The 25,007-nt window shown below is 52.3% G+C and carries 20 protein-coding genes and 7 tRNA genes; 4 read left to right on the top strand and 23 right to left on the bottom strand.

Annotated features, from left to right (window positions below):
- Positions 1-43: 43 nt before the first annotated feature.
- The 12 genes from HV037_RS17235 to nagB form a co-directional block, all read right to left on the bottom strand.
- Positions 44-118: transfer RNA gene (locus HV037_RS17235), tRNA-Gln, on the bottom strand.
- 36 nt (positions 119-154) lie between these two features.
- Positions 155-229 (bottom strand) — tRNA-Gln (locus HV037_RS17230).
- Between the two features lie 43 nt (positions 230-272).
- Positions 273-349: transfer RNA gene (locus HV037_RS17225), tRNA-Met, on the bottom strand.
- A 21-nt stretch (positions 350-370) separates the two neighbouring features.
- Positions 371-445: transfer RNA gene (locus HV037_RS17220), tRNA-Gln, on the bottom strand.
- Between the two features lie 37 nt (positions 446-482).
- Positions 483-557, bottom strand: a tRNA-Gln gene (locus HV037_RS17215).
- A gap of 23 nt (positions 558-580) precedes the next feature.
- Positions 581-665 (bottom strand) — tRNA-Leu (locus HV037_RS17210).
- Between the two features lie 8 nt (positions 666-673).
- A tRNA-Met gene (locus HV037_RS17205) sits at positions 674-750 on the bottom strand.
- 222 nt (positions 751-972) lie between these two features.
- Positions 973-2,637: an asparagine synthase B gene (asnB, locus tag HV037_RS17200; protein WP_003835552.1), complete on the bottom strand. Its 1,665-nt coding sequence runs from the start codon at positions 2,635-2,637 to the stop codon at positions 973-975.
- Between the two features lie 252 nt (positions 2,638-2,889).
- The gene (nagD, locus tag HV037_RS17195) at positions 2,890-3,642 is read right to left on the bottom strand and encodes a ribonucleotide monophosphatase NagD (RefSeq protein ID WP_005121413.1); all 753 of its coding nucleotides are present in this window, start codon (positions 3,640-3,642) and stop codon (positions 2,890-2,892) included.
- Positions 3,643-3,799: 157 nt separating this feature from the next.
- The gene (locus HV037_RS17190; RefSeq protein WP_016152247.1) at positions 3,800-5,020 is read right to left on the bottom strand and encodes an N-acetylglucosamine repressor; all 1,221 of its coding nucleotides are present in this window, start codon (positions 5,018-5,020) and stop codon (positions 3,800-3,802) included.
- 8 nt (positions 5,021-5,028) lie between these two features.
- On the bottom strand, positions 5,029-6,177 hold the full coding sequence (gene nagA, locus HV037_RS17185) for an N-acetylglucosamine-6-phosphate deacetylase (protein WP_032931096.1): 1,149 nt from the start codon (positions 6,175-6,177) through the stop codon (positions 5,029-5,031).
- A gap of 60 nt (positions 6,178-6,237) precedes the next feature.
- Positions 6,238-7,038 carry a glucosamine-6-phosphate deaminase gene (nagB, locus tag HV037_RS17180; protein ID WP_003022803.1) on the bottom strand — a complete coding sequence of 267 codons (801 nt, stop codon included), beginning with the start codon at positions 7,036-7,038 and terminating at the stop codon, positions 6,238-6,240.
- A gap of 342 nt (positions 7,039-7,380) precedes the next feature.
- Here nagB and nagE point away from each other — a divergent pair, with 342 nt between their 5' ends.
- Complete coding sequence (gene nagE, locus HV037_RS17175; RefSeq protein ID WP_016152249.1) at positions 7,381-9,330, top strand: PTS N-acetyl glucosamine transporter subunit IIABC; 1,950 nt, start codon at positions 7,381-7,383, stop codon at positions 9,328-9,330.
- Between the two features lie 187 nt (positions 9,331-9,517).
- A complete protein-coding gene (gene glnS / locus HV037_RS17170) occupies positions 9,518-11,185 on the top strand; it encodes a glutamine--tRNA ligase (RefSeq protein ID WP_016152250.1) in 1,668 nt (555 codons plus the stop codon).
- A 58-nt stretch (positions 11,186-11,243) separates the two neighbouring features.
- On the opposite strand, the gene HV037_RS17165 is transcribed toward glnS, so the two are convergent.
- From HV037_RS17165 to HV037_RS17155, 3 genes are read right to left on the bottom strand one after another with little or no spacing between them, the layout of a single operon-like run.
- Entirely contained in the window at positions 11,244-12,527 is a 1,284-nt protein-coding gene (locus HV037_RS17165; protein ID WP_103283621.1) for an extracellular solute-binding protein, read from the bottom strand.
- A 33-nt stretch (positions 12,528-12,560) separates the two neighbouring features.
- Positions 12,561-14,669, bottom strand: a complete 2,109-nt coding sequence (locus HV037_RS17160) for an ADP-ribosylglycohydrolase family protein (RefSeq protein ID WP_103283622.1) — start codon at positions 14,667-14,669, stop codon at positions 12,561-12,563.
- Positions 14,670-14,703: 34 nt separating this feature from the next.
- On the bottom strand, positions 14,704-15,705 hold the full coding sequence (locus tag HV037_RS17155; RefSeq protein ID WP_103283623.1) for a LacI family DNA-binding transcriptional regulator: 1,002 nt from the start codon (positions 15,703-15,705) through the stop codon (positions 14,704-14,706).
- 636 nt (positions 15,706-16,341) lie between these two features.
- On the opposite strand from HV037_RS17155, the gene chiP reads away from it, so the two are divergent.
- Together chiP and chiQ are read left to right on the top strand one after the other, a co-directional pair.
- Positions 16,342-17,748 (top strand): chitoporin, encoded by a 1,407-nt coding sequence (gene chiP, locus HV037_RS17150; protein WP_016152254.1) that lies wholly within the window; start codon positions 16,342-16,344, stop codon positions 17,746-17,748.
- A gap of 49 nt (positions 17,749-17,797) precedes the next feature.
- Positions 17,798-18,130 carry a ChiQ/YbfN family lipoprotein gene (gene chiQ, locus HV037_RS17145; RefSeq protein WP_016155980.1) on the top strand — a complete coding sequence of 111 codons (333 nt, stop codon included), beginning with the start codon at positions 17,798-17,800 and terminating at the stop codon, positions 18,128-18,130.
- A 51-nt stretch (positions 18,131-18,181) separates the two neighbouring features.
- On the opposite strand, the gene HV037_RS17140 is transcribed toward chiQ, so the two are convergent.
- From HV037_RS17140 to ybfE, 8 genes are all read right to left on the bottom strand, one after another.
- Positions 18,182-19,477, bottom strand: a complete 1,296-nt coding sequence (locus HV037_RS17140) for an MFS transporter (protein WP_047501723.1) — start codon at positions 19,475-19,477, stop codon at positions 18,182-18,184.
- 53 nt (positions 19,478-19,530) lie between these two features.
- Entirely contained in the window at positions 19,531-20,670 is a 1,140-nt protein-coding gene (tcuB, locus tag HV037_RS17135) for a tricarballylate utilization 4Fe-4S protein TcuB (RefSeq protein ID WP_101699818.1), read from the bottom strand.
- Entirely contained in the window at positions 20,657-22,060 is a 1,404-nt protein-coding gene (gene tcuA, locus HV037_RS17130; protein WP_103283624.1) for an FAD-dependent tricarballylate dehydrogenase TcuA, read from the bottom strand. The genes tcuB and tcuA overlap by 14 nt, the downstream gene beginning before the upstream one ends.
- A 97-nt stretch (positions 22,061-22,157) precedes the next feature.
- A complete protein-coding gene (gene tcuR, locus HV037_RS17125; RefSeq protein WP_016155984.1) occupies positions 22,158-23,084 on the bottom strand; it encodes a tricarballylate utilization LysR family transcriptional regulator TcuR in 927 nt (308 codons plus the stop codon).
- Positions 23,085-23,212: 128 nt separating this feature from the next.
- A complete protein-coding gene (fur, locus tag HV037_RS17120) occupies positions 23,213-23,659 on the bottom strand; it encodes a ferric iron uptake transcriptional regulator (RefSeq protein WP_003022836.1) in 447 nt (148 codons plus the stop codon).
- A complete protein-coding gene (locus tag HV037_RS17115; protein ID WP_049259739.1) occupies positions 23,652-23,738 on the bottom strand; it encodes a ryhB-regulated fur leader peptide in 87 nt (28 codons plus the stop codon). The genes fur and HV037_RS17115 overlap by 8 nt, the downstream gene beginning before the upstream one ends.
- A gap of 210 nt (positions 23,739-23,948) precedes the next feature.
- Complete coding sequence (gene fldA / locus HV037_RS17110; protein WP_003022839.1) at positions 23,949-24,479, bottom strand: flavodoxin FldA; 531 nt, start codon at positions 24,477-24,479, stop codon at positions 23,949-23,951.
- 155 nt (positions 24,480-24,634) lie between these two features.
- Positions 24,635-24,922, bottom strand: a complete 288-nt coding sequence (ybfE, locus tag HV037_RS17105) for a LexA regulated protein (protein WP_003022842.1) — start codon at positions 24,920-24,922, stop codon at positions 24,635-24,637.
- Between the last annotated feature and the right edge of the window lie 85 nt (positions 24,923-25,007).

The raw sequence follows: 25,007 nt of genomic DNA, 5'->3' as shown, positions 1-25,007 counted from the left end.
ATGCAGAAAAGCAAAAAGCTCGCCGAAGCGAGCTTTTTTAATATGGCTGGGGTACGAGGATTCGAACCTCGGAATGCTGGTATCAGAAACCAGAGCCTTACCGCTTGGCGATACCCCAACAGGTGCATCCACAGAATGGACGGCTTTTTGAAATTGGCTGGGGTACGAGGATTCGAACCTCGGAATGCTGGTATCAGAAACCAGAGCCTTACCGCTTGGCGATACCCCAACAATTTTTTGGATTTACCGAACGAGTCGATACGTCCTTAATATGGTGGCTACGACGGGATTCGAACCTGTGACCCCATCATTATGAGTGATGTGCTCTAACCAGCTGAGCTACGTAGCCAGATACTATCATATTCTTCGATGGCTGGGGTACCTGGATTCGAACCAGGGAATGCCGGTATCAAAAACCGGTGCCTTACCGCTTGGCGATACCCCAATGACCGTTGCGGTGAACCGCTACATCGAAGAAAAAATGGCTGGGGTACCTGGATTCGAACCAGGGAATGCCGGTATCAAAAACCGGTGCCTTACCGCTTGGCGATACCCCATCCGTGCAACGCTTACGGGTGAATGGTGCGGGAGGCGAGACTTGAACTCGCACACCTTGCGGCGCCAGAACCTAAATCTGGTGCGTCTACCAATTTCGCCACTCCCGCAAAAAAGATGGTGGCTACGACGGGATTCGAACCTGTGACCCCATCATTATGAGTGATGTGCTCTAACCAGCTGAGCTACGTAGCCATCTTTTTTTCGCGTAACCTTATCGGCGTTGCGGGGCGCATTATGCGTATTGAGCCTTGAAGCGTCAACCCCTTTTTCATTGAAAATAGCTGGAATGTGACTGTTTGGTTAGGTTGCGAACAGCATGACGCAATATTCGGCAATTATTAGTTATTAATTGTTTTTTTGCACAGAAAATAGACATAAAAAAGAGCCCCGTAGGGCCCTTTTCTAAGGATTAACTTATTTATAAGCGGACTGATGTACGCCAACCGCACGACCAGAAGGATCGTTCATGGTTTTAAACGCCTCATCCCATTCGATTGCTTTGGCAGAAGAACAGGCAACAGACGGCCCGCCAGGCACACATTCCGCAGCGCTCGCAACCGGGAACAGCTCTTCGAAAATCTCACGGTACAAATACGCTTCTTTAGAAGATGGCGTGTTGTAAGGGAAACGGAAGCTGGCGGTTTCCAGTTGTTGGTCAGAAACTTGCTCAGCGGCCACCTCTTTCAGGGTATCAATCCAGCTGTAACCGACACCATCGGAGAACTGCTCTTTCTGGCGCCATGCAACGCTTGCTGGCAGGTAGGACTCAAAACATTCACGCAGAACATGTTTTTCCATTTTGCCGTTGCCGCACATTTTGTCCTGCGGGTTGATGCGCATCGCCACATCAAGGAATTTCTTATCCAGGAAGGGCACGCGAGCTTCCACTCCCCAGGCCGACATAGCTTTGTTGGCACGGGCACAGTCGAACATATGCAGCGCCTGCAGCTTACGCACGGTCTCTTCGTGCAGCTCTTTTGCATCTGGTGCTTTGTGGAAATAGAGATAGCCGCCAAATACTTCGTCAGAACCTTCGCCCGACAGCACCATTTTAATTCCCATCGCTTTAATTTTACGCGACATTAAGTACATCGGGGTCGAGGCGCGAATCGTCGTAACATCGTAAGTTTCGATGTGATAAATCACGTCGCGGATAGCATCCAAACCTTCCTGCACGGTGAAGTGGATCTCATGGTGCACAGTACCCAGATGGTTCGCCACCTCTTGCGCGGCTTTCAGGTCCGGAGCGCCTTCCAGGCCTACGGCGAAGGAGTGCAACTGCGGCCACCAGGCTTCGCTACGCTCCTGATCTTCAACACGACGCGCGGCGTATTTTTTGGTGATTGCGGAAATGACGGATGAATCCAGACCGCCGGACAGCAATACACCATAAGGAACATCTGACATCAGGTGGCTTTTCACTGCATCTTCCAGTGCCTGACGCAACTCGTTTTTATCGGTAACGTTGTCTTTTACCGCATCGTATTCAAACCAGTCGCGCTGATAGTACTGACGAATTTCGCCGTCTTTACTCCATAAATAGCTCCCGGCTGGGAATTCTTTGATCGTGCGACACACGGGAACCAGGGCTTTCATTTCAGACGCAACGTAGAAGTTACCGTGCTCGTCGTAACCCATATACAGCGGGATGATCCCGATATGATCGCGACCGATCAGGTAAGCGTCCTGCTCGCTGTCGTACAGAGCAAAAGCAAACATGCCTTGCAGGTCATCCAGAAACTCTGGGCCTTTTTCCTGATACAGTGCAAGGATAACTTCGCAGTCGGAACCGGTCTGGAACTGATAGCGATCGCCGTATTCAGCGCGCAGCGCCTGATGGTTATAAATTTCACCGTTAACCGCCAGGATATGCGTTTTCTTCACGTTGTACAGCGGCTGAGCACCGGCGTTGACGTCGACGATGGACAGACGTTCGTGCGCCAGAATGGCGTTATCACTGGCGTAAATACCCGACCAGTCCGGGCCGCGATGGCGCATCAGACGAGACAATTCCAGGGCTTTTTTACGCAGTTCAACTGCGTCAGTTTTAATATCGAATACGCCAAAAATAGAACACATAACCTTCTCCGTTAACCTGTTGCGTGATGCTTTTTATGTTTGCTTGATAAAGAAAATGCCGCAAAGCTGGAGAGGGCGCAAGTGAATTACGGGTCAGAAAATAAAAAACGCAATGGTCATTGTGGATTGGTGAAAAAAGATTACAGAATAGACGGGTTTATTAATGAATCGATAATTTTATGGCGGTTTTATTAAATGGAAGGATTTCTTCTGGCCGGATATGACGCGGGGGCGTCTTATCCGGCTTACGCATCAAATCACATCAATTTCCGCAACGGACGGGTAAATCCAGCTTGGTCTGAACGGCATGCTGTCAATGTCGTCGAGCGTCGAAACGCCAGACAATACCAGGATAGTTTCGAGACCCGCCTGGAAGCCCGCCAGAATATCGGTACGCAGGTTGTCGCCAACGATAACGGTCTCTTCCGAATGCGCCTGCATTTTGTTGAGCGCCGCGCGAATAATCCACGGGCTGGGTTTGCCCACATAAAACGGCTTGCGGCCAGAGATTTTTTCGATACCGGCGCACAGCGCACCACAGGCGGGATAAAAGCCGCGTCCGTGAGTATCCGGGTTTGTGGCGATGAAACGCGCGCCGTTGGCCACAAAATATGCTGCTTTATGCATCATGTCCCAGTTATAGGATCGCGTCTCGCCAACAATCACAAAATCGGGGTTCACGTCAGTAATAGTAAACCCGGCTTTATACAGCTCGTGAATTAACGCACCTTCACCTACCACGTAGGCCTTTTTCCCTTCCTGGCGGCGAAGAAAATCAGCGGTAGCCATGGCGGAAGTATAAAAGACGCTATCAGGGACATTCACACCCGCGGTGGCGAAGCGGTTTGCCAAATCCTGCCCGGTCTGTGAAGGATAGTTAGTCAGCAAAACTAACGGCAGGCCTTTTTCCAGGATCCCAGTCAGAAATTCTGCCGCACCCGGTACGGCAACATTGTCGTGCATCAGCACGCCGTCGATATCACAAATTACATTCTTAATGGCCATGGACAATCCGACATCAAAAAAAGAAGGCATTACTATACACAAAATACACTAAATCATTCGAGTTGCATCAAGGCGGCACAAGTCTGAGAACCCCGGGAGCTTACTGAAGTAAGTGACTGGGGTGAGCAGATGCAGCTAACGCAGAGGCTGCTTGGTATTAGCTTTCCAGCAAACGTTGCAGCAATGTACCGTTGAGCATCGCACGCTTCACCAGCGCAAAGGCGCCAATGGCTGAGCGGTGATCCAGCGTGGAACGAACCACCGGTAAATTGTGGCGAAACGCTTTCAACGCCTGCGTGTTGATACAGCTTTCTATAGCAGGCAGCAGCACTTTATCAGCCTCGGTAATCTCGCCCGCAATGACGATTTTTTGTGGGTTAAACAGGTTGATGGCGATGGCGATGGTTTTACCCAGGTGACGACCAACGTGCTCAATGACTTCTGATGCCAGGTTATCGCCTTTATTAGCCGCCTTACAGATGGCTTTAATGCCGCAATCATCCAGCGTGAGTCGGCTTGGATAACCCTGTTTCAATAAGTTCTGCACGCGGTGTTCAATAGAGGCATTGGCGGCAATTGTTTCCAGACAGCCGAAATTACCGCAGTGACAACGTTCACCCAGCGGCTCTACCTGAATATGGCCAATCTCACCCACGTTGCCATTGCGACCAATAAAAATTCGGCCATTGGAGATGATTCCCGCCCCGGTTCCGCGGTGAACACGCACCAAAATGGAGTCTTCGCAATCCTGGCTTGCCCCGAAATAGTGCTCGGCCAGCGCCAGACTGCGAATATCGTGACCGACAAAGCAGGTGACCTTAAAGCGTTTTTCGAGTGCTTCGACCAGCCCCCAGTTTTCGACCTGAATGTGCGGCATATAGCGGATGACGCCGCTTTCAGGATCAACAAGGCCTGGCAGAATGACGGAAATCGCAACCAGCTCGCGGATTTTCCGCTGGCAGTTCTCAATAAAGGTGGCAATGGTGTTGAGCAGCGCATACTCCAGCGTTTCCTGGGTGCGCTCCGGGAGAGGATAATGCTCTTCAGCGACCACTTTACTGCTCATATCATAGAGCGTGAGCGTAGTATCGTGGCGACCTAAGCGTACGCCAATGGCGTGGAAATTGCGGGTTTCGGTGACGATAGAGATAGCGCGGCGGCCCCCGGTGGAGGCCTGCTGGTCGACTTCTTTGATCAGCCCGCGTTCGATCAATTGACGCGTAATTTTCGTTACGCTGGCGGGGGCAAGCTGGCTTTGCTCGGCAATTTGAATTCGCGAGATTGGCCCATGCTGGTCAATCAGGCGATAAACCGCCGCGCTGTTAAGCTGTTTTACGAGATCAACATTACCTATTTGAGCTTGTCCGCCTGGTGTCATTCTTTCTCTTACTCAGTAACGACCTCGTTGCCATTAACGATGGTCTTGATAATTTTAAAGTCGTGCGTGAACGCAGTCAGGTTGGCTACTTTGCCTGGCGCGATGCTGCCGAGTTGTTTGTCGACGCCAATGGCGCGAGCAGGGTAGAGCGTTGCCATACGTAAGACTTCGTCGAGAGCGATATTCGCATGTTCGACCAGATTGCGTACGCCTTCAATCATGGTTAATGATGAGCCGCTCAGTGTACCGTTCTCATCAACGCACAATCCATTACGGTAGTATATTGTTTTACCAGCGAAAATGAACTGTTCAATGTTTGCACCTGCTGGTGCGGTTGCGTCGGTGACCAGGCACAGCTTGTCGCCTTTCAGGCGTTTGGCATTACGAATGTTAACGTAATCAACGTGGAGGCCATCGGCGATGATGCCGCAGTAGATATCGGCTTCATCAAGAATAGCGCCCGCCAGACCAGGTTCGCGGCCGGTAATGTACGGCATCGCGTTGAACAGATGTGTCGCAAAGGTGATGCCTGCGCGGAACCCAATTTTTGCTTCTTTTACCGTTGCATTTGAGTGACCCGCAGAAACCACAATACCCGCATTCACCAGTTTGGTAATGACCTCTACCGGGACCATTTCTGGCGCCAGCGTTACTTTGGTGATCACATCGGCATTATTGCACAGGAAATCAACCAGCGCAGCGTCCGGTTGACGGACAAATCCCGGATTATGGGTGCCTTTTTTCACCAGATTCAGCCACGGGCCTTCCAGATGAAGCCCTAGTGCCTGATTTGGGTGTTTCGCCAGGTATTCACGCATGACGCGAACGCCTTGTTTCATTAGGTCATCGCTGGTGGTGATAAGCGTTGGCAGGTAGCTGGTGCAGCCAGATTTTTCATTGGCTTTCTGCATGATTTCCAGCGTTTCAACGGTCACGGCTTCTGCCGTATCGTTAAACTGTACGCCGCCGCAGCCGTTTAGCTGTACATCGATAAAACCGGGGGAAACAATGGCCCCATTCAGTGAGCGCTGTTCAATTCCTGACGGTAACTCAGCCAGTGGGCAAACGCTGTCAATCAGGCCATTGGCGACAACAATCGCATGGTCATCAAGAATTTCGTGACCGGTAAAAATCCGGCCCTGGGTTAAAGCATACATTCCGACCCCCGATTTCAAAAAATGCCGCCCTGCAACTTATCGACAGGGCGGAGACATCAATTACAGACCTTTAATATTTTCCGCTTCTAACTCGTTAAAGTATTTCAGCGTCTTCACTTTCAGTTCCATGGTGGAAGGCTCATCGCAGACCACAACGGCTTTCGGATGCAGCTGCAGACAGCTGATGGTCCACATATGGTTAACGTTGCCTTCAACGGCGGCTTGCAGCGCCTGCGCTTTCTGGTGGCCCAGTACCAGGATCATCACTTCTTCGGCATCCAGCAGGGTGCCCACGCCAACGGTCAGCGCATATTTAGGCACCTGGCTGACGTCGCCGTCAAAGAAGCGTGAGTTCGCAACACGCGTGTCGTGAGTCAGCGTTTTGATGCGGGTACGGGAAGCCAAAGAAGAGGCTGGTTCGTTGAACGCGATGTGACCATCGTTGCCTACGCCGCCCATAAACAAGTGGATTTTACCGTAAGAACGGATTTTTTCTTCATACTGACGGCATTCTGCATCAATATCCGGTGCGTTACCATTGAGGAGGTTGATGTTTTCTGCTGGAATATCAACGTGATCAAAGAAGTTGCGATGCATGAAGCTATGGTAGCTTTCCGGATGCTCTTTCGGCAGGCCAACATATTCGTCCATATTGAACGTTACAACATGCTTGAAGCTTACCTGGCCCGCTTTGTGCATTTCAACCAATGCTTTGTAGGCTGTCAGCGGAGTACCGCCAGTCGGCAGGCCCAAAACGAACGGACGATCAGCCGTTGGTTTGAACGCGTTAATACGGTTAACGATATGGCGAGCAGCCCATTTGCCGACTTGTTCAGCGGTATTCAGGGGGATCAGTCTCATTCTTCACCTCAAAAGTAAATGTAAGCAATTGGCGGATTGAGTCTCTGTGCAGTATTAAGCGTAACCTGGTTTTGCATCGGTAAGGATCAATCCGTTTCGATTTTTTGAATGATAAAATAAGTTTTCGTAGTTAGCCAGTGGAAGGGAGGGTTAATAACGATATTTGGTGACTGGAATCACAAAAAACACGCATTTAATTTGCGATACGAATTAAATTTTCACACACTCTGAATGTAGATGAATGGTTAATATTGTTGTTCCAGAATCTTGCTGTCAGGAATGGTCGCACAATAAAAATATGGCTTCAAAGAAGCCTAATCGGGGTCTCGTAGGGGGAATAAAATGAATATTTTAGGTTTTTTCCAGCGGCTGGGTAGGGCGTTACAGCTCCCCATCGCTGTGCTGCCAGTCGCGGCACTGCTGCTGCGATTCGGCCAACCAGATTTACTTAACGTACCCTTCATCGCGCAAGCGGGTGGGGCCATCTTTGATAACCTGGCGTTAATTTTCGCTATCGGTGTGGCTTCCAGCTGGTCAAAAGACAGCGCGGGTGCTGCAGCGCTGGCGGGTGCGGTCGGTTATTTCATATTGACCAAAGCAATGGTTACCATTAACCCGGCCATCAACATGGGCGTGCTGGCAGGTATCATCACTGGTCTGGTCGGCGGTGCAGTGTATAACCGTTGGTCTGGTATCAAATTACCTGACTTCCTGAGCTTCTTTGGCGGCAAACGCTTCGTGCCGATCGCCACTGGCTTCTTCTGTCTGGTGCTGGCTGCTATCTTCGGCTACGTGTGGCCGCCGGTGCAGAACGCCATCCATGCGGGAGGTGAGTGGATCGTAGGCGCTGGCGCGCTGGGTTCCGGTATCTTTGGTTTCATCAACCGTCTGCTGATCCCAACCGGTCTGCATCAGGTGCTGAACACCATCGCCTGGTTCCAGATTGGTGAATTCACTAACGCTGCAGGTACCGTATTCCACGGTGACATCAACCGCTTCTACGCGGGTGACGGCACTGCGGGTATGTTCATGTCTGGCTTCTTCCCGATCATGATGTTTGGTCTGCCGGGTGCGGCGCTGGCAATGTACTTCGCCGCTCCGAAAGCACGTCGTCCGATGGTTGGCGGTATGCTGCTGTCCGTTGCGATCACCGCGTTCCTGACCGGTGTTACCGAGCCGCTGGAATTCCTGTTCATGTTCCTGGCGCCATTGCTGTACCTCCTGCACGCACTGTTAACGGGTATCAGCCTGTTCGTTGCAACACTGCTGGGGATCCACGCGGGCTTCTCCTTCTCCGCAGGTGCTATCGACTACGTGTTGATGTACAACCTGCCGGCGGCGAGTCAGAACGTCTGGATGCTGGTCGTGATGGGCCTGGTGTTCTTCGTCATTTACTTTGTGTTGTTCAGCGCGGTTATTCGTATGTTTAACCTGAAAACGCCGGGCCGTGAAGATAAAGAAGACGATATCGTTACTGAAGAAGCGAACAGCAACACTGAAGAAGGTCTGGCTCAACTGGCAACCAACTACATTGCAGCAGTTGGCGGTACCGATAACCTGAAAGCGATTGATGCCTGTATCACTCGTCTGCGTCTGACCGTTGCCGACTCCGGTCGCGTAAACGATGCGATGTGTAAACGTTTAGGCGCATCTGGAGTGGTTAAGCTGAACAAGCAAACTATCCAGGTCATCGTGGGTGCGAAGGCCGAATCTATCGGCGACGAAATGAAGAAAGTTGTCGCGCGTGGCCCGGTGGCTGCAGCGTCTGGTGAAAGTGCGCCAGCAGCAGCGGCTCCGGTTGCTAAACCGCAAGCTGTAGCGAACGCAGTAACCGTTGAAACTTTAGTTTCTCCGATTACCGGTGACGTGGTTGCGCTGGAGCAGGTACCTGATGAAGCCTTCGCCAGCAAAGCTGTAGGCGACGGTGTGGCGGTGAAGCCAACGGATAAAATCGTGGTTGCTCCGGCTGCCGGCACCATCGTGAAAATCTTCAACACTAACCATGCGTTCTGTCTGGAAACCGTTAAAGGCGCGGAAATTGTGGTCCACATGGGCATCGATACAGTAGCGCTGGAAGGTAAAGGCTTTAAGCGTCTGGTTGAAGAAGGTGCGGAAGTGACTGCAGGTCAACCGATTCTGGAAATGGATCTGGAGTTCCTGAACGCCAACGCACGTTCCATGATTAGCCCGGTTGTGTGCAGCAACAGCGATGATTTCGGTGCTCTGGTCATTAAAGCCGAAGGTCATGTGGTTGCTGGTCAAACACCACTGTATGAGATTAAAGGTAAATAACTGCTCCTGAGTAAAGTGAGTTAAGTGCCTTAAGCGGCGGGGGATATTCCTCCGCCGCTTTTTTTTGCAGCAAATACCCCCATATATCCTGTTGAAACACCTTTTTTGTGCAACTAATAGTTGTCTCCTGACGTCGCTTATAAGATCATGTTCCGTTATACGTTGTTTACGCTTTGAGGAATCCACGATGAGTGAGGCTGAAGCCCGCCCGAGTAACTTTATTCGTCAGATCATCGATGAAGATCTGGCCAGTGGTAAGCACACCACTATCCATACACGTTTTCCGCCGGAGCCAAATGGCTATCTGCACATTGGCCACGCGAAATCCATTTGTCTGAACTTTGGCATTGCGCAAGATTACCAGGGCCAGTGCAACCTGCGTTTTGATGATACGAACCCGGTTAAAGAAGATATCGAGTACGTTGAGTCGATTAAAAACGACGTTGAATGGTTAGGTTTCCACTGGACTGGCGATATTCGCTACTCTTCGGATTACTTCGATCAGCTTCACGCCTATGCGGTAGAGCTTATTAATAAAGGCCTGGCGTACGTTGATGAACTGTCAGCGGAGGAGATCCGCGAATACCGCGGCACTCTGACGCAGCCAGGTAAAAACAGCCCGTTCCGCGATCGTAGCGTCGAAGAGAACCTGGCACTGTTCGAAAAAATGCGTACCGGTGGTTTTGAAGAAGGTAAAGCCTGCCTGCGCGCGAAAATCGATATGGCTTCGCCGTTTATCGTGATGCGTGATCCGGTGCTGTACCGTATTAAGTTCGCCGAACACCACCAGACCGGCAACAAGTGGTGCATCTACCCGATGTACGATTTTACCCACTGCATCAGCGATGCGCTGGAAGGCATTACGCATTCACTGTGTACGCTGGAGTTCCAGGATAACCGTCGTTTGTACGACTGGGTGCTGGACAACATCACCATTCCGGTTCACCCGCGCCAGTACGAATTCTCGCGCCTGAATCTGGAATACACCGTGATGTCCAAACGCAAGCTGAACCTGCTGGTGACCGACAAGCACGTTGAAGGCTGGGACGATCCGCGTATGCCGACGATTTCTGGCCTGCGTCGTCGTGGTTATACTGCTGCCGCTATTCGTGAGTTCTGCAAACGCATTGGCGTGACCAAGCAGGATAACACCATTGAGATCGCTTCTCTGGAGTCCTGCATTCGCGAAGATCTGAACGAAAACGCCCCGCGCGCGATGGCAGTTATCGATCCGGTGAAACTGGTTATCGAAAACTACCCGCAGGGCGAAAGCGAGCTGGTTACCATGCCTAACCATCCGAACAAACCGGAAATGGGCAGCCGTGAAGTGCCGTTTAGCGGTGAAATTTGGATCGATCGCGCAGACTTCCGCGAAGAAGCGAACAAGCAGTACAAGCGTCTGGTGATGGGCAAAGAAGTACGTCTGCGCAATGCTTACGTGATCAAGGCTGAACGTGTGGAGAAAGATGCAGAAGGGAATATCACCACCATTTTCTGCACCTACGATGCCGACACCCTGAGCAAAGATCCGGCTGATGGTCGTAAAGTAAAAGGTGTTATTCACTGGGTGAGCGCGTCCCATGCGCTGCCGATTGAAATCCGTTTGTACGATCGTCTGTTTAGCGTGCCAAACCCAGGTGCGGCGGAAGACTTCCTGTCCGTTATCAACCCGGAATCGCTGGTCATTAAGCAGGGCTACGGTGAGCCGTCACTGCAGGCTGCGATTGCAGGTAAAGCGTTCCAGTTTGAGCGTGAAGGCTATTTCTGCCTGGACAGCCGCTATGCAACGGCTGACAAGCTGGTATTTAACCGCACTGTAGGTCTGCGCGATACGTGGGCTAAAGTCGGCGAGTAATTCCTGCCACACTGCCTCAAACGCCGCCAACGCGACGTTTGAGGCGGATTTTTCTGTTTTACTTATGCTGCATTAACGCCTGAACCCGCTGCTGGCTGCGTTCCAGCACCACCGATGTCTCCTGCTTACCCACCGTCGCCTGATTGACCATTTCACTGAGGATCATGGAGCCGGTAATATCCCCCATCCGCGTAAAGTTCTTCTCGCCGACCGATCCAAAGACCTGCATATTCGGGTACTGGGCAATCAGCTGTTCAGGGAGAGTTCCAAAGACTTTGACGGCAGGGTTGTCCTTCCAGCTGACGTTTTGCGCGGCGGCCTTCGTCACCGGCAGCATCGCCCCCGGAGACATCAATACCCAGTCAGCCGCGTTCTGCGCCTGTCCCATAAAGCTGACAAATTTTTCGGCGGCTTTTGTCTCTGCCTCAGTCTGACCGGTCGTGAGCGTTAATGATGTGATAACGCCAAATACGGCAGGTGATTTTTCGCTCGGCACGACAAAGCCTAAATCCGCCAGTGAACCATCCTGATAAATCGCTGGCAGGATATAGGTCGAATAGACCGCCATCGGCGCGGTGCCGTTCATAAAGGCGTCTTTGATCTCTGTTACGTTGTTCGAGCCAGGCATGGTATAGCGGGCCAGTTCGCGATAATAGTTCAGCGAGGCCTGCATTTCCGCTGAGTTAACCGTGATGTCGCCGTTTGCGTTGAACACATTGGCACCGTTTGAAAGTGCGAACTGGGAGAAGGTTTGTTCGCTCATGACGCTTTCAGCCGTCGGCAGCGCGATGCCATATTTTTTACTGGCGCTGTCGGTCAGCCTGCGTGCCGCTTCCAGCAGTTGCGTCCAGTTTTTGGGTTCGTCGATTCCCGCTTTAGCCAGTACCGATTTACGATACCAGACTCCCTGCAGCCAGGCGCTGATCGGCACGCCGGTATAGGCCGTTCCGTCTTCGGTGCGAACAATGCGCAGCACACCGTCGTAGAAGGCGCTTTCACCTTGCCTGTCGATCAGCGTTTTCACCGCTTTGTGGTCGATAAGCTGCTCTTTATCCATGACTTTGGCATAGTCATGGCTGACCTCGACGACCTCCGGTAGTGATCCTGAGCGGGCAAGGGTAATGATTTTGGTATTATAGGCATCCTCTTCGACGGGAACCTGCTTCACAATAATATCCGGATTCTCTTGCTGAAAGCGGTTGATGATCCCGGCAATGACGGTCTGGCGCTCCTGCTCAACGGCGGAGTGCATAAATTCGATGGTCACCTGCTGCGGTTTATCCTCACAGCCTGAAAGCAAAACGGCGGTTATCAGCGCCAGCATTGTTTTTGGTATGTTCATTTTTAATCCCTTGTTGTCGTCCATTTCCGTTAATTAACAACTGGCGCTGATATGGATAGCGTCCGTCGACAGCGCACCTGCACAAATCAGTAAACCGATCCCGCCATCCATCAAGGCTTCGTGTTCAGCGTCCTCCACGCGCAGCGTTTTACCGTCAACGGTCGCGGAGATAATCTGCCCGTTGACGCTAATATCGAACGACACAGGGCGCTCGTACACGTCGGACAACGCCGCTTCTGCCAGAACTTTGGTGCTGGTGTCGCGCACGCGGACGATCTGTAATTTTCCGTCGCGCAGGATGCGCGCGGCGTAATAGCGCCTCATCCCCTGCACCCGAAAAGCCAGACCGCCGTACTCCCCTGAATGCAGCGTAATGTCACTCTGAACGCGGTAGTTATCCCACTGCCGCGTTCCGTGAATAATCAATCCCTCGTCGTACTCTTTGGAGATGCGAAAGCTGGTGGGATAGTGGCGTGAAAAGAGATCCACGCCGTTTACCCAGGCTCGCCACCAAAAATTAGTTTCCCCTGTGGGTTTACGCAGGGTCAGCTCAGGTGCGCCGTCCCAGCGCATACTGTCGATGAGCAGGCGACCGCGGGCAACGCGGGCATCGGTGCTGATTGTTACGCCAATCTCGCCGATCGGTTGGCCCTGGCAGTCCGGGAGATCCAACGCCAGCGTTAGCGATTCACCCGGGGCTATGATCTGCGCGTCGCCGTACTGAGGCGTCAGCTGATTGTTGTCATCATAAACCCGGTAGCAGAGCCGCACGTTTAACGCGGATGTGTTATCCGGTGGCGCAATCAGGGTGGCCTGAAGACGCTGACCTGGGTAGATAAGTGGGGTAGCCATTAAATCGTAGCTGCGCATTTCCACGATTTCAGGCGGGGTAAAGGTTTGCGTGGTCACGCTGGCGTGAAGTCCGGGCGCAAGATGGCGATAGTGCAGACTCAACATCTGCCGCCCCAGGTGCGCCTCATTCTTAACCTCAACCGCGGCCGCATTTTCTTCATTAAGCCAGCGGAAACCCTGCACGCTGCCCGGTAGTGAGAAATGGTACTGCGCGCCGGATTTTTTGGCTTCAGGGCGCGGCAGACCGGCAATTTGGTGTCCCAGACCGACCAGGTAATCGGTGATCCGCACGGCGTTGTTTATGGAGAACCCCCCGTCGGCTGAGGAGATCAGCATTCTGTCCGCCAGCGGCCCGCGCCAGTCCGGGCCTGCGTCAATACCCTGGAGTCCCAGCATAATGCCGGACAGACAGCCGACATTCCCCGCATTGCAGTCGGTGTCCCATCCTGACGTATTGACAATGCACTGGGCCTGCTGGAAGTCGTCCGGCGCGTAAAGGATCGCCATAATCATCAGCGCATGATTAGGAATGATGTGGCAATTGCTGGGATATTTGTGATAGCCATAGTTGTCGTCGATTCGCTGGCGGGTCGTCTGCCAGTCGTTATCTTCCCGTCGCCAGCGACGGATATCGCCAACCAGCTGGGCTATTTGCGACTCTGCCGGGATCACGGATAGTCCGACGTCAATAAGCTGTTCGATCTCCTGGCAAATAAAGGCCTGTGATTCCATCGCCGCCCAGAGCATAGCGGCATACACCGCTTCACCGTCATGGCTCACGCTGGCGGCATTTTTGGCAAGTTCTGCCGCCAGACGGGGTTGTCCCGGTGCGACAAGCGCCCAGCTATCAATAAAGATTTGTGCGCCAATCTGTTCGGCAATCGTTTTCCCGTTGGTCGCAATGGCTCCGCTTAGCGGAGCCGGAATGCCTTTTTTGAGATTCAGCCAGGCGGTGTGTTCCGTCGAATTACCGTTGCCGCCCCACCAGAGGATGGTGCGCTTATCAATGATGTAATTAAGCCAGCAGTGCCCCATCTGTTCCGCGCTCAGATCCGGCGGCAGGGCATAATCTTCCAGTGCGCGGATAAAGGTAAAGGTTCCGGCGACATCATCGTCGGTGACAACCAGCGGACGCTTAAATTTTTCGTGGACGTAATACTGGATTGGCCCCAGCTCCTGCATAATTTTTTCGTAGGTCCACCCTTCAAAAGGGCGGCCAAGGTAGACGCCGATTAATTTCCCTAACACCCCTGCATAAACGCGCGACTCATAATCTGAAGGCAATTCCATCTGTTTGATCCTTGTGTGGTGTTTTATCAGCCGTTCAGGCGGATTCTCTTTTTACCAGGCCCCAGGGCATTTCAGTGGTGCTGCCCTGGAGCTGTGCGGTGATATCAGTTTGCGCCAGGAGGAGGGCGGCCGCTTTTTGCCCAAGCTGCTCCGGGTACTGGGCGATAGTAGTCAGGGAAGGGGTCACCAGCCCGGCGGCGGGAATATCATCGAACCCCATCACCGCAAGCTGCTCCGGGATAGTGATGCCTTTCTCCCTTGCGGCACGCATCACGCCGATAGCCATTAAATCGTTGGCGGCGAAAATCGCATCCGGGAGCGTGCCGTCATTAATCAGCTGCATCGCGATCTGATAGCCGCTCTGTTCGTTAAAACCTGGCAGAATTTTGATGCGCGGAAGGCGGCCGGCCTGGGTCATCGCCTGGCGATATCCTTCCACTCTGGCAGGCTCAGGACCGCCAGCGCTGGCGATCATCGTGATATTTTGGTGCCCCTGTGCCAGCAGATATTCGACGGCGCTGCGCGCGGCAGCGGCGTTGTCGATATAAACATTATGCAGCGGTAGCGGGCCGCTTTTTTTCATCCTGGCTTCAATACGTGCAATCGGGATCCCTGCCTGAAGATTCGGGGCAAAATCTTTCATCCCGACGTTAAAAAATGTCCCCACCACGGCGTCGACCCGCCCCTGCGCTGACCAGCGCAAAAAATGCAGCTCTCTTTCCCGTAATCCATCGGTGCTGGCCACGATCGCATCGTAGTGATACCTATCCGTCACCGATTGAACACCACGGACGAGCGAGGCATAAAAAGGGTTGGCGATATCCGGCACGATGCAGGCGATCGACATGGTTTTATTGGTTTTCAGCGCTTGTGCAAAACGGTTCGGTATATATCCCAGCTGATTAGCCGCTTGCTCAACCCGGATCACTGTCTCCTGTGGGTAGGTGTGATTTCCTTTGGTGAGTACCACGGATACCACTGCCTGTGAAACGCCAGCCAGGGCCGCAACGTCTTTCTGCGTGATGCGTTTTGTCATTTATTTATCAACTTATACGTATAACCTGCATCTTTGAATAATGGGACACCCGGTAGCTGTCAATAAAAACCTTATAAAGTGAGTGTATTTGTGTGGAAAATCCGAGGACGATCACATCAACGACGGAGAGTGAATTCAGGAGTTCAAACGTTCTGTTTGCAGAGCGAATTAATGACGCTCGAGAATTAATTTGTTTTGCGAATGTAAAGACAATTATTAGGGGTGGAATTATATATATAATAATAAAATTGGAGATATCTATATGTATATAAAGTGTTTTTTATTGTTTTTGTGAGTTTTTTTACTCCCAAGGCAAAATGTAACAGAAAACAAGAAAATATGTGCGGTTGCTCATACTATTACATACTCGTTACAGAAAGAGATTGATAATTCGCGTCGCGAAAAATAGTCTATTCATTGTAGTCACTGAGGTTTTCTCAGCGCTACTTTTTTAATTTTTGTTTTTTCGCTGTCCGCTTTTGTCGGCAGCATTTTATACCCAATGGATTTCGAGTTGCATCAAGGCGGAGACGCAGCGCGTGCGCTGTCCCCGAAGGGGCGAGGCCAAAGGCCGAGTAAAGCCAACACCGATGCAGCTTGAAAAACGAAGGGTTATACGTCAAAGAGGATTAACATATGCGTACGTTTAGTGGCAAACGTAGTACGCTGGCGCTGGCTATCGCCGGTATCACAGCAATGTCGGGTTTCGTTGTCGCTCCCCAGGTACATGCCGAAGGATTTATTGATGACTCAACCTTAACCGGCGGCATCTATTACTGGCAGCGTGAGCGTGACCGTAAAGATGTGACCGATCACGACAAATACAAAACCAACCTTTCTCACTCCACCTGGAACGCTAACCTCGACTTCCAGTCCGGTTATGCGGCTGATATGTTTGGTATTGATATCGCAGCATTTACCGCTATTGAAATGAACGAAAGTAGCGAAAGCGGCCATCCAAACGAAATTGCATTCTCGTCAAAAAATAAAGGCTATGATGAAGATTACTCCGGCGATAAGAGCGGAATTAGCCTTTATAAAGCAGCAGCCAAATTTAAATTCGGCCCAACTTGGGCGCGCGCTGGTTACATTCAACCAACCGGACAGACTCTGTTGGCTCCGCACTGGAGCTTTATGCCAGGTACCTATCAGGGTGCTGAAGCCGGAGCCAACTTCGACTATGGTGATGCTGGTGCACTGAGCTTCTCCTATATGTGGGCCAACGAATATAAAGCACCATGGCACACTGAAGTCGATAAATTCTATCAGGCTGATAAAAAGACCAGCGTAGATTATCTGCACTCAATCGGCGCGAAATATGACTTCAAAAATAACCTGTTGCTGGAAGCCGCATTTGGTCAGTCTGAAGGCTACGTCGATCAGTACTTCGCAAAAGCCAGCTATAAATTCGATTTAGGCGGTAACCCGTTTACCACCAGCTATCAGTTCTACGGCGCGCGCGACAAAGTTGATGATCGCACCGTGAACGATATTTATGACGGTACGGCCTGGCTGCAGGCGCTGACCTTTGGCTACAAAGTGGCGGAAGTGGTTGACCTGCGTCTGGAAGGGACCTGGGTTAAAGCGGACGGGCAGCAGGGGTACTTCCTGCAGCGTATGACCCCGACCTACGCCTCATCAAACGGTCGCCTGGATATCTGGTGGGATAACCGTTCCGACTTCAACGCCAACGGCGAAAAGGCTGTCTTCTTCGGCGCAATGTATGACCTGAAGAACTGGAATTTGCCGGGCTGGGCAGTGGGCGCGTCCTACGTTTACGCATGGGATGCCAAGCCATCAACCTGGCAGATCAATCCGGATGCGTATTACGACAAAAACCGGACTATCGAAGAATCTTCTTACAGCCTGGATGCGGTCTATACCCTGCAAGAGGGGCGTGCGAAGGGCACCATGTTTAAACTGCACTTCACCCAGTACGACAACCATTCAGACATTCCGAGCTGGGGCGGTGGTTACGGCAACATCTTCCAGGATGAGCGCGACGTGAAATTCATCGTTATTGCTCCGTTCACCATCTTCTAATGCCAACAGCGGCAGGCCGGGCGCCTGCCGCATCGTTGAGGAAAGTGCTATGAAAAAACTGATACTCATCGCTGTTATGGCATCCGGGCTGGTGGCTTGCGCGCAATCCCCGGCACCAAAAGAAGACAGCCGTCTGAAAGAAGCCTACAGCGCGTGCATTACTACCGCGCAAGGATCGCCGGAGAAAATCGAAGCCTGCCAAAGCGTGTTGAATGTGCTGAAGAAAGAAAAGCAGCATCAGCAGTTTGCCAATGAAGAAAGCGTACGCGTACTGGATTATCAGCAATGCATCCAGGCTACGCGCACAGGTAATGGTCAGTCCGTTAATGCTGATTGCGACAAGGTCTGGCAGGAAATTCGTAGCAAGAATACTGCGCAGTAAATCGAAAAATGAAACAGACAACGGGCGGAGAGTTTTCCGCCCGTTTGCATTTCAGGGTTTATATTCCACCGGTTGATAATTACGACTCAGCCGGACAAACAGCATTGCCGTGGCGGCGAGCCCGCAAAGTGCCGCACACATCAGCCACCACCCCGGTGAGCTTTTATCCCCGGTTAGCTGGACCAGCGCTGTGGATATGACTGGCGTAAGGCCGCCAAAAATCGCCGTGGCAAGACTGAATGCCAGTGAAAAACCCACCGTACGCACATAGACAGGCATCACCTCGGTGAGTGCGGCGACCATTGCCCCGTTGTACATACCAAAAAAGAACGAGAACCAAAGCAGGACCAGCGTCATGCGCGTGAAATCTGGCGCGGCGGTGAGCCAGTGCATAACCGGCCAGGTGGTGATCAGTGCAAGGATGGTAATCCCCATCAACACCGGACGACGACCAATTCGGTCAGAAATCGCCCCGCCAATTGGCAGCCAGATAAAGTTAGAAATACCGACCAGCATGGTGACGATCAGGCTGTCGCGAGCGCTCAGGTGAAGTACAGCCCTACCATAGGTCGGTGTGTAAACGGTAATAAAGTAGAACGTCGTTGTGGTCATCGCCACCAGCAGCGTACCCGCAGCGATGAGACGCCAGTTTTTGATGATGGTAGTAAAAATTTCCCTGGTGTCGGGACGGTGCGTACGTTGTAAAAAGGCGTCTGTTTCCTGAAGCGAGCGGCGGAGCACAAAGATCAAAGGAATAATCATGCAACCAATAAAGAATGGAATACGCCAGCCCCATTCAGAGATCTCATCGTGTCCCAGGGTGGCGTTCAGGCCGTAACCAATCAGAGCTGCCACCACAATGGCGACCTGTTGACTGGCGGACTGCCAACTGGTGTAGAAGCCTTTATTGCCAGGGGTGGCGATTTCAGAAAGATAAACCGAGACGCCGCCCAGCTCCACCCCTGCAGAAAAGCCCTGTAATAATCGGCCGAGTAATACCAGGACAGGGGCCAGCAGACCAATACTGTGATAACCGGGTACCAGGGCAATCAGCAGGGTACCGCAGCCCATAATCGCCAGCGTCACCATCAGTCCTTTACGGCGACCAATTCTGTCGATGTAAGCACCCAGCACTATTGCGCCAACAGGCCGCATTAAGAAACCTGAACCAAACACGGCGAAAGTTAACATTAGCCCGGCAAATTCACTCTCTGCAGGAAAGAAGGTCTTTGCGATATAGGTGGCGTAAAAACCGAACAGAAAAAAGTCAAACTGTTCGAGGAAATTACCGCTGGTTACCCGCAGTATTGCGCCGAAAGTTCCGGCGCGCGATGGTTGTTGTGTCATTGGGTTTGCTCCACTGTCTTATCATAATATTTATAGAGGTAAGAGTTTGCGGGTTAGTCGCCTGCGACCCCCGCCTGTTTGCCGCGCCGTTTCTCAATCGCCCACTTGAGTAAGGCTGCGCAGCGGTAAAATCCGTGGGCAAATTTTCCATAAGGAATGGTCAGAAAGAGCGCCATGACCACGCCGAGGTGAATGGCGAGCAAAATAGCCATCCAGGACGTGTCTCTTCCCGCCAGCAGCGCTAAACCGGTCAGACTGGTCAGGAGCAGCAGCAAAATAAAACCGCGATCCATCGGTTTTTGCCGTGCGTCGCCATGCAGCGGTGAGCGCTTAAAATTGAGCCATAGCAAGCCAGCCGGGCCGACAGTCAGGCCAATGCCGCCCAACGTGCCCAACATTACCGGAACGCTGAAGAACGGATAGGGCGCTTCTATACCTGCAAAGTAGTGATAGCCCGTTGCCACCACGGTGGCGGCAAAGCAGAGCATAAAACCGTAGAAGGTGAAGTGATGGAAACGGCGGCGCATCAGGGTGAAGGCATCATCTGCTTCGTTACAACCTTTGCCATGCCCACCATCGAGATACTTCAGCGTCAGCGCATTGTGCGAGGCTTCAGCAATTTCAGCGGAACGCGGTACACCCGGAGAGATTTCGCGCCAGAAGCGCAGAACACCCGCCATCAGCAGACCTATCGCCAGAATAAATACCGAACCAAACATCCATGCGAGCAGGTTATGCGGGAAAATCTGATAAAAATCCCCGGCCAGCGGAGGATGGAATAACGAGCCCTTTAAACTCATGGCGAGGAGTAAAAACAGGATCAGACCGAAAACCAGCGCCAGCGTCACGGTGATGCCTGCGCGACGATAAAGCGCGCCAAAGGCGGCGGGTTGCGCGTAGTGCTGATAGGTTTCGAGCCGCACTTCCGCCATCGCCTTCGGTACGTTGATGGCAAATTCATGGGGTGGGGCATACTGACACGCGTGCAGGCAGGCGCCGCAGTTATGGCACAAGTTAGCCAGATAATTGATATCCGCTTTACCGAATTCCAGGCGCTGAGTCATTGCCGGGAATACGGCGCAAAAACCTTCACAATAGCGGCAGGCGTTACAGACCTGCATCACACGTTCAACTTCTGCTTCCGGCTCGGTGATAATTTGTGCTTCGATGATCAGTTTCTCAAGCTGCTTCATGACGTGCCTCCTTACGTGCTGCCAGCGCGGCTTCTTTTCCGGCAATGCGGCCAAAGGTTGTCCCGATCGACATGCCCACGCCAGCGGTGTAACCCTTGCCCAACACGTTGCCCGCCATCATCTCTCCGGCGACGAACAGGTTGCGGCTTGGTTGCCCGGCAAAGTGTACGGCAGCGCGTTCGTTCACTTTTAACCCAAGATAGGTGAAGGTGATCCCTGGCCGCAGGGCATAGCCGTAGTAAGGTGGCTGGTCCAGCGGTCGCGCCCAGTGTGTTTTCGCGGGGGTTAACTTCTTCGTCGTGCAGTTGTCCAGGACGGTATGGTCGAACTGACCTGGCTGGCAGGCGTTGTTGTACGCCGTCACGGTGTGGGTAAAGCGTTCGGCATCCAGCCCCAACTGATGCGCCAACTCCGCCAGCGTATTCGCCTGTGCGCCGGGGAATACCGGTGGCATAAAGTGGTCGATGGCTTTACTGTCGATAATGGAATAGCCAATCTGTCCTGGCTGTTGGGCGACCAGGCGTCCCCAAATGGCGTAGCGTTTGGGCCAGAAATCTTCGCCTTCATCATAAAAACGTTCTGCGTCACGGTTGACTACTATGCCGAGTGAAACGCAGTCCACGCGGGTGCAAATCCCGCCGTCATATAATGGCGCTCTGGCATCAATGGCGACGCAGTGTGACTGGGAGGGTTCGCCGATGATGTCCGCCCCGGCATCCATCATAAATTTAAGCAGTACGCCCTGATTAAAGCGCGTGCCGCGAATCAGGAAGTTATCCGCAGGCCACTCGCCGCGGGCGTTTTCTCCCCAGGCTTCGCGCAGCCATTCGCGGTTTGACTCAAATCCGCCAGCGGCAAGCACGCAGGACTTAGCGGTTATGCGCTCTTCGCCTGCCAGCGCTGCCACAAACTCACCGTTATGCAGTTCAAGCGCCTGCACCGGCGTGTTGTAGCGGATTTGCACGCCTAACTTTTCTGCGCTGCGATAATAGGCATTCACGAGGGCTTTCCCGCCCCCCATAAAAAAGGCGTTGGTTCGCGCTACGTGTAAAGCACCGGAGAGAGGAGGTTGAAAATTAACGCCGTGTTGTCGCATCCAGTCGCGGCATTGTGAAGAGGTGCGGATCACCAGACGCGCCAGGGCTTCGTTAGTATTTCCCTCGGTGACGCGCCGCAGATCCTGCCAGAACTCCTCTTCAGGATAGCTTTCCACCAGCACATCCTGCGGCGCGTCATGCATACAGCGCAGATTACGCGTGTGTTGAGAATTTCCTCCGCGCCATTCCCGTGGAGCCGCTTCGAGCAAGAGTACCGAAGCTCCTTGCTCACGGGCGGTTAGGGCAGCACATAACGCGGCATTGCCACCGCCAATCACCAGAACATCAACCATCGTATACTCCATTACCATTTAACTAATTGTTAAATTTGTAATTAAAATGTATACGCACAGCTTGTGCAGGCGCTATGACGAAGTGCTAAAGAGGGCTTTAGTTATTGTAAAGGATGGCGCCTGGCCAGCTTCCTGCTTCCACCAGTTGATGCATCACTTTCGTTAGTACGACGCGGGCGGCGAGGCCCGCGGGGGTGAGCTCATCATCAGAAAGGCTGACCAGAAAGTTGGGGCGACTGAGTATTGGATTATGGACGCCGATCACTCTTAGCGTCTCTTTATCGAGATGGGAAATCGCCGCGCCGGGCTGGAGAGTAGCGCCGATTCCACTGCGAACGGCGCGCATTAGCAGCGCCAGACCATCAATTTCTGTGGCGATCTCAATGCGCAGCGCGTGTTCCTGACAAATTGCTTCCAGCCTGCCGCGCAGACCGTGGCCTGGGCTGGGCATTATCAATGGGATACTTGCCAGCTGGGCTGGCGCAATATTGTCATCGGCAATATCGGCCAGTAAGGCATGAGTCCCAATCAAAAACAGGCGCTCTTCGAGAATCGGTCTGGCGCTCCAGCGCACGATCTTTTCTTTCTGAAAAACCACGGCCAGATCAATCTGGCGGGTATTAATCATCCGTTCCAGGTTGCCAGAGAGGCTTTCCACCACATGCAGGCGGACATCACTATAGCTTTCCCGCATGGCGTTAATAAAAGGCATGCCGAGAACGGAAGCGGTACTGGGGGCCATACCGACGCTGACGTGCCCGGAAAGCCGGGACTCTCGCGCGGCGAGGATTGCATCGTCTGCGTGGCGGAGCGCCAGCTGCGCCTGGGAGTAAAAAGCCAGTCCGGCGCTGGTGGGCGTCACGCCACGCGAGGTGCGCTGCAGCAGGCGAATAGCGAGTTCGTTTTCCAGGCGGGACATTTGCTGGCTGAGTGCCGAAACCCCAATATTGAGATCGAGCGCCGCGCTACCCATGCTGCCGGTTTCTACAATGCGAACAAAATAGCGTAGCTGGCGAAGTTCCATTTCGACTCTCCGGGAAGGGACTATTGATTTTACATTAAAGCAACACAGGAGTGGAGGGAAGGGGAAAAGGGGTGATAACGCCCATAAAAAAAGCCAACCGAATGGTTGGCTTTTCAGAAAGCATCACATTATTTACCGTCGTGAGCATGCTCATCTTCGCGGCAATCGCCTTCGGCGCAGTGACCGTAAAGATAGAGGCTATGGTTGGTTAAACGAATACCATGTTTAGCCGCAATCTCACGCTGGCGCGCCTCGATGGAATCATCGCTGAACTCGACCACTTTGCCGCAGTCGAGGCAGATGAGGTGATCGTGATGATGCTGTTGAGTCAGTTCGAAGACGGATTTACCACCTTCAAAATTATGGCGGGTCACGATACCGGCATCATCAAACTGGTTCAGCACGCGATACACGGTCGCCAGACCAATTTCTTCACCCATATCGATCAGACGTTTGTATAAGTCTTCCGCACTGACGTGATGGTTATCCGGTTCCTGAAGAACTTCCAGAATTTTTAAACGAGGAAGCGTTACTTTCAGGCCAGCCTTCTTTAATGCGGTATTGTTGTCAGTCATGCGGAATCTGTCCTGTAGCTAAACGATTCACTTCATTAACAGAAGTGACAGAAATTGCACTTGAGATAATGCGATTCATTATAGAACTGCCATGGCTAAATGAAAACTGCAAGTCTCTGGCATATATTGTTAATCAAAACGTGGTATCGCCGACAAACACACTGTGCAATACCCGATTGGCATCTGGCCATTGTACAGGGTCAGACGAAAAAGTTACAAATTTGTAGCAATTATTTTGATTGGTTTTATCTATTGATGTGGCGCAGATGGAAATCTGCGCCACACAAAATCAGGCATTGATGATTTCGTCGAGGTGCAGCTCCTCAGAGATCTGCTTAACCCATTTTTCTACGCGTTCGGCGGTCAATTCAGGCTGGCGATCTTCATCAATGGCCAGACCCACAAAGTGGTCGTCGTCAGCCAGGCCTTTGGACGCTTCAAAGTGATAACCCGCCGTTGGCCAGTGACCAACGATGGTTGCGCCGCGCGGTTCGATGATGTCGCGAATTGTACCCAACGCATCGCAGAAATATTCTGCGTAATCTTCCTGGTCGCCGCAGCCGAACAATGCAACCAGTTTGCCGTTAAAATCAATGTCTTCGAGGGTAGGGAAGAAATCGTCCCAGTCACACTGCGCTTCACCGTAGTACCAGGTTGGAATGCCGAGCAGCAAAATGTCATACCCTTCGAGGTCTTCTTTGCTGCTTTTTGCAATGTCATGTACATCGGCAACGTCTTTACCAAGCTGTTTTTGAATCATTTTTGCGATGTTTTCGGTGTTACCGGTGTCGCTGCCGAAAAAGATGCCAGTGATTGCCATGAGTAAAATAACCTCTTGAAACTTATTGAAATGGTGGTGGCGCATTGCCCACGGATAAGGGCAATCATAGCAGAACAGTCAGGCATGCGGAAACAGCAAACACGCAGGACTGCACTCTGTGCTACACGATTTATGATTTAGAGCAGAAATTCAGACTAAGCCTGACCGCGCAATGCGCTGAGTTGGTTCATCAGCATCTCTTCGATGAGTTCACTGCGACTCATGTTGCGCGCCTCGGCCAGCTCGTTCAGAGCGTCAACAGCATCAGCGTTCAGTTTCAGTTCGACACGCTTAAGCCCGCGAACTTTATCGCGTTTAAGCTGATTACGTTTGTTAATACGTAACTGTTCATCACGCGAGAGCGGATTAGTTTTGGGTCGTCCCGGGCGACGCTCCTGCGCGAACAGATCTAATGTCGTACGGTCCGTTTGTTCTTTGGCCATGATCTTGGTGACTTCGGGGAAACAATCAGCCAGGCGTCTGCCCGGATGGATAGCCCGCCATAATACATCAGCAGGGGAGACACGC

The sequence above is a fragment of the Citrobacter sp. RHBSTW-00017 genome, assembly GCF_013797615.1.
Lineage (GTDB): Bacteria > Pseudomonadota > Gammaproteobacteria > Enterobacterales > Enterobacteriaceae > Citrobacter > Citrobacter braakii.
This window is presented reverse-complemented; position numbering and strand designations above follow the sequence as displayed.